Source organism: Asanoa sp. NPDC050611, from assembly GCF_040654855.1.
Classification (GTDB): domain Bacteria; phylum Actinomycetota; class Actinomycetes; order Mycobacteriales; family Micromonosporaceae; genus Asanoa.
Genome location: NZ_JBFAIU010000454.1, coordinates 1 through 4,967 on the forward strand (window position 1 = coordinate 1; position 4,967 = coordinate 4,967).

The 4,967-nt window shown below is 72.0% G+C and carries 7 protein-coding genes; all 7 read left to right on the top strand.

The genetic code is table 11. The annotated features are described in order from the left end of the window. Positions 1–515 (top strand): branched-chain amino acid ABC transporter permease (locus AB0H87_RS37915; protein WP_360157358.1); only part of this gene is annotated, 515 nt, incomplete at its 5' end. Positions 516–545: 30 nt separating this feature from the next. Then, a complete protein-coding gene (locus tag AB0H87_RS37920; RefSeq protein WP_360157361.1) occupies positions 546–1,112 on the top strand; it encodes a TetR/AcrR family transcriptional regulator in 567 nt (188 codons plus the stop codon). Continuing rightward, positions 1,102–1,749 carry a maleylpyruvate isomerase family mycothiol-dependent enzyme gene (locus tag AB0H87_RS37925; protein WP_360157364.1) on the top strand — a complete coding sequence of 216 codons (648 nt, stop codon included), beginning with the start codon at positions 1,102–1,104 and terminating at the stop codon, positions 1,747–1,749. The genes AB0H87_RS37920 and AB0H87_RS37925 overlap by 11 nt, the downstream gene beginning before the upstream one ends. Before the next feature lie 33 nt (positions 1,750–1,782). Further along, a complete protein-coding gene (locus tag AB0H87_RS37930) occupies positions 1,783–2,145 on the top strand; it encodes a cupin domain-containing protein (protein ID WP_360157367.1) in 363 nt (120 codons plus the stop codon). Between the two features lie 26 nt (positions 2,146–2,171). Further along, positions 2,172–2,459, top strand: coding sequence for a DUF1905 domain-containing protein (locus tag AB0H87_RS37935; protein WP_360157370.1), 288 nt, complete (start codon positions 2,172–2,174; stop codon positions 2,457–2,459). A gap of 36 nt (positions 2,460–2,495) precedes the next feature. Beyond that, positions 2,496–3,524: a hypothetical protein gene (locus AB0H87_RS37940; RefSeq protein WP_360157373.1), complete on the top strand. Its 1,029-nt coding sequence runs from the start codon at positions 2,496–2,498 to the stop codon at positions 3,522–3,524. Between the two features lie 122 nt (positions 3,525–3,646). Next, positions 3,647–4,967: peroxidase family protein (locus AB0H87_RS37945; protein ID WP_360157376.1), on the top strand; the 1,321-nt coding region annotated here is incomplete at its 3' end.

Below are 4,967 nucleotides of genomic sequence, written 5' to 3' on the forward strand. Positions count from 1 at the left end.
CGCGCGAGCTGTTCGGGCTGGACCTGACCGACGCGTACTACTTCTACTACGCGGCGCTGCCCGTGGTGCTGCTCGGGCTCTGGGCAGCCTGGCGGATCGTGCACTCGCCGTTCGGGCGGGTGCTGGTCGGCATCCGCGACAACCCGGCCCGGGCCCGGGCGCTCGGCTACCCCGTGCACCGCTACAAGCTCCTCGCGTTCGTGCTCTCGGCGTTCATCGCGGGCCTGGGCGGCGGCCTGTTCGCGATGGCGCACCGCTTCGTCACGCTCGACACGCTGCACTGGACCACCTCCGGCAAGGCGGTGGTGATGGTGGTGCTCGGCGGCATCGGCACGCTCTGGGGCGGGGTGGTGGGCGCGGTGCTGCTGGTGCGCCTGGAGGACTGGCTGTCGTTCTCGGGCTTCGAGGCGGTCGGCCTGGTCACCGGCGCGCTGTTCGTCGTGGTGGTGCTGGTCTTCCGCCGCGGGCTGTGGGGCACCGCCGCCGACCTGCTGAAGAAGCGACTACGCTTGTAGTCGATCTCACTACGGATGTAGTCTCGTGGTGTGAGCCGCCGCGACGACGTCCTCGATGCCGCTATCGCCCTGCTCGGGGCGGGCGGGGTGCGGGCCGTCACGCACCGCGCCGTCGACGCCGAGGCCGGCCTGCCCGCCGGCGCGACGTCCAACCTGTTCCGCACGCGCGACGCTCTCCTCGGCGGCGTCGTGGAGCGGTTCGCCGAGCGCGAGAGGGCGATCTGGGACGCGCTGGCCGCCGAGCGGGCGCCGGCCTCACCGGCCGAGCTGGCCGCCGTGCTGACCGCGGTCGCCCACGCGGCCGTCGGTCCACACCGGACGCTGACGCTGGCCCGCTACGTCATCCTCGTCGAGGCCGCGCACGACCCGGCGCTGCGCGACCGGCTGCTGGCCGCGGGCCGGCGGGTCGACGCCTGGTTCGCCATGTGGTTGCGGGTGTCCGGGTCGCCGCACCCGGAGCGGGACGCCGCCATCATCGCGAACGCGTACACCGGCCTGGTCCTGCACGAGCTCGCCAACCCCGACCCGGCCTTCGACCCGGCCGGGCGGCTCACCCCGCTGGTGGAAGCGTTGCTGGGAGGCACCGATGGACCGTGACGAGCTGTGGCGGGTGATCGACGCCCAGCGCGGCGCCCTCACCGACCAACTCGAGGAGCTTTCCGATGAGGAGTGGGGCCGGCCGTCCCTCTGTGCGGAGTGGACGGTGCGCGACGTGGCCGCCCACCTCACCTTCCAGCACCTCCAGGTGGGCCGGGCGCTGCGCGACGTCGTCCGCGCCCGCGGCAACGTCGACCGCGCGGTCCGCGACGCGACCGCCGCCAAGGCCTCGGCGCCGACCGCTGCCCTGATCGCCGAGATCCGGGGCCACATCGGCTCCCGGCGGCACGTGCCGTTCATGACGGACAACGAGGCCCTAATCGACGTCCTCGTGCACAGCCAGGACATCATGCTCCCGCTGGGTCGCCGGCACGACATGCCCGCCCACGCCGCGGCCGCGTGTGCCACCCGGATCTGGTCCCGGCCTTGGTTGTTCCGTGCCATGAAACCTCTTCGCGGGTACGCGTTCGCGGCCACCGACGCGGACTTCCGGGCCGGCACCGGTCCTGTGGTCGAGGGCCCCATCGACGCGATCCTGCTGCTGATGACGGGGCGCCCCGTGTTGCTGCCGCGACTGTCCGGTCCCGGCGCCGCCGAACTCCGCCAACCCGCGCCGGACGACCCCGCCCGGCGGTAGCGTCGGACGAGGGGCACCTTTCGGGGAGTTGCGATGAACGGCTTGGAGAGCAGGACCTTCGACAAGCCCGACGAGAAGCGGATGTTCGAGGGCAAGGGTTTCGCGGAGCTCGTCACGGTTGCCGGGCGGCCGGTCAGCCGCGCCCGGTTCGAGCCGGGGTGGCGGTGGTCGACCAACATCGGCCCCATCGCCGGCACGCCGTCCTGCATGACCTCGCACCTCGGCTACGTCCTGTCCGGACGGATGCGGATCAGCATGGACGACGGCCCGACGATGGAGGTCGGCCCCGGCGACGTGCTGGCCATCGAGCCGGGACACGACGCCGAGGTGCTCGGTGACGAGGCCTGCGTGATGTTGGACTTCGGGGAAATCGCCAACTACGCCAAACGGACGTGACCGGACACGGGTGCGATACTGCGGTCGTGGCAGACAAACAAGGTCCGCTCGACCGGGAGTTCAGCGCCGCGCTGGTGAAGAGCCCGGCCAAAGGCGGACACACCTATGTGGTCTGGCCGGATTCGGTCGCCTACTTCGGCACCCGCGGCTTGGTGAAGGTGCGCGGCACGATCGACGGTCACCCGTTCGAGAGCTCGTTCATGGCGATGGGCGACGGGCGGCACAAGCTGCCTGTCAAGGCCGAGGTGCGCAAGGCGATCGGCAAGGAGGCCGGTGCGAAGGTGACCGTCGTGCTGGTCGAGCGGCTCGGATAGTCGCGTCACCCGTCCGGGTGGTCTACGGTTCCGTCCATGCGGATTGACGGGCGTGGTGCGGTCGCGGTGGGGAGTGCGCTCACCGCGGCGGTCCTGTGGGCCCTCGACGTGGCCCTGTGGCAGCCGCTCGCCGAGCGGCCGGGCGACTTCGCCTTCGTCTACGCGGAGAACAACACCTACTGGGCCCGCGACCTACGGTTCTGCGCCGTCGTCGCGATCGCGCTGGCGATCTGCCTCGCCGGCCGCGGCGCGGGCCTGTCCCGCTGGGTCGCGCCGGTCACCGCGGCCGGCTGGATCGGCGTCGACCTGGCCGTCGACCGGGCCGGCCTCGAGGGTGACGCGGTCGCGACGGTGCTGGCGGTGGTCGGCGGGCTCGCCGCGGTCGCCGTGCCGACAGTCGTGCTCCGCCGGGTCGGTGACGGGCGGCCACGCCGCCGCCCGCTCGTCCTCGGCGCCTCGATCGCCGCGTCCCTGGCCCCACTGGCCGCGGGCATGGAGTCGCCGACCGACACCGAGGCGGCGCTCACCCCGGCTGCCGCGATCCTCGGTGTGCTCTTCACCGTGCTGGCCCTGGCGCTCGCCTGGACCGCGGCACCCGACCGGTCGAGGGCCCGGCTCGTGGCGGCCGGCGTGATCGTCGCCGGCGCGGCGGTCACGCTGCTGCTCAGCCGGGTGCTCGCGCCGGGGACACGGCTGACGCCGATGATGCTGCTGGGCGCACTGTTGCTAGCGGGCGTGGCCCTGGTGACCGGCGACCTGCCCCGGGCGCCGTTGCCGTGGCTGCAGCAGTTGCCGAAGCTGCTCGTACTCCTGGTGGTCTATCCGGCCCTCGTGCTGTTCGCCCTGCTGTTGACCGCCTACGTGGTGCCGGTGGCGTCCTGGTTCACGGCCCTGTCCGGCAACGTGCCGGTCAACGCCGCGGATTCCGACACGCTGTACGCGCTGGTCGGCGTCCTCGCCGGCGGCACGATCGGCTGGTTCCTGCTCGTCGTCGACCGGGCGTTCGTCGTGCCGCCGGCGGACGCGAAACCGTCGATGGAAGAGGTCACCACCGCCTCCCGGTGACCCGTGACGCGCGACACGCCCTTTCTTGACTCAATCCAGAAAAGTGTCCAGACTCTGTGCGTGCGTGGCAGCCCCGGGGTCGCCCGGGCCGGCACCTTTACGAGCTCAAGGAGAAGAGCAACGTGGCAAGTGACAACCAGGCGCGGGCGAGGGCGAACCGGGACTGGTGGCCGAACCAGCTCGACCTGACCGTCCTGCACCAGAAGCCGCCGGCGGGCGACCCGATGGACGCCGACTTCGACTACGCCGAGGAGTTCAAGACCCTCGACCTGGCCGAGGTCAAGGCCGACATCCACACTGTCATGACGACCTCGCAGGAGTGGTGGCCGGCGGACTACGGCCACTACGGCCCGCTGTTCATCCGGATGGCCTGGCACAGCGCCGGCACCTACCGGATCTGGGACGGCCGCGGCGGTGCCAGCGCCGGCGACCAGCGCTTCGCGCCGCTGAACAGCTGGCCCGACAACGGCAACCTCGACAAGGCCCGCCGCCTGCTCTGGCCGGTCAAGAAGAAGTACGGCAAGAAGCTGTCCTGGGCCGACCTGATGGTGCTGGCCGGCAACGTCGCCCTGGAGTCGATGGGCTTCGAGACCTTCGGCTTCGCCGGTGGCCGCGCCGACACCTGGGAGCCCGAGCAGATCAACTGGGGCAACGAGGGCACCTGGCTCGGTGACGAGCGCTACAGCGGCGACCGCCAGCTCGCCAACCCGCTGGCCGCCGTGCAGATGGGCCTCATCTACGTCAACCCGGAAGGCCCGAACGGCAACCCGGACGCGCTCGCCGCGGCCCGGGACATCCGCGAGACGTTCCGCCGGATGGCGATGAACGACGAGGAGACCGTCGCCCTGATCGCCGGCGGGCACACGTTCGGCAAGGCGCACGGCGCCGGCCCGGCGCACCACGTCGGCGCGGAGCCCGAAGGCGCGGCCATCCACGAGCAGGGCCTCGGCTGGAAGAGCGCGCACGGCACCGGCAAGGGCGCCGACAGCATCACCAGCGGCCTCGAGGGCGCCTGGACCGCCACGCCCACCACGTGGGACAACACGTTCTTCGAGACGCTGTTCAGCTTCGAGTGGGAGCAGACCGAGAGCCCGGCCGGCGCCAAGCAGTGGAAGCCCGCCGCCGGCGCCGGCGCCGACCTCGTGCCCGACGCGCACGACCCGGCCAAGCGGCACGCGCCGATGATGCTCACCACCGACCTCGCCCTGCGCGTGGACCCGATCTACGAGGAGATCTCGCGCCGGTTCTACGAGAACCCGCAGGAGTTCGCCCAGGCGTTCGCCAAGGCGTGGTTCAAGCTGACCCACCGCGACCTGGGCCCGATCCAGCGCTACCTGGGCGCGCTGGTGCCGGCCGAGCCGCAGCTCTGGCAGGACCGGGTGCCCGCGGTCGACCACGAGCTGGTCGACGACGCCGACGTCGCGGCGCTCAAGGAGCGGGTCC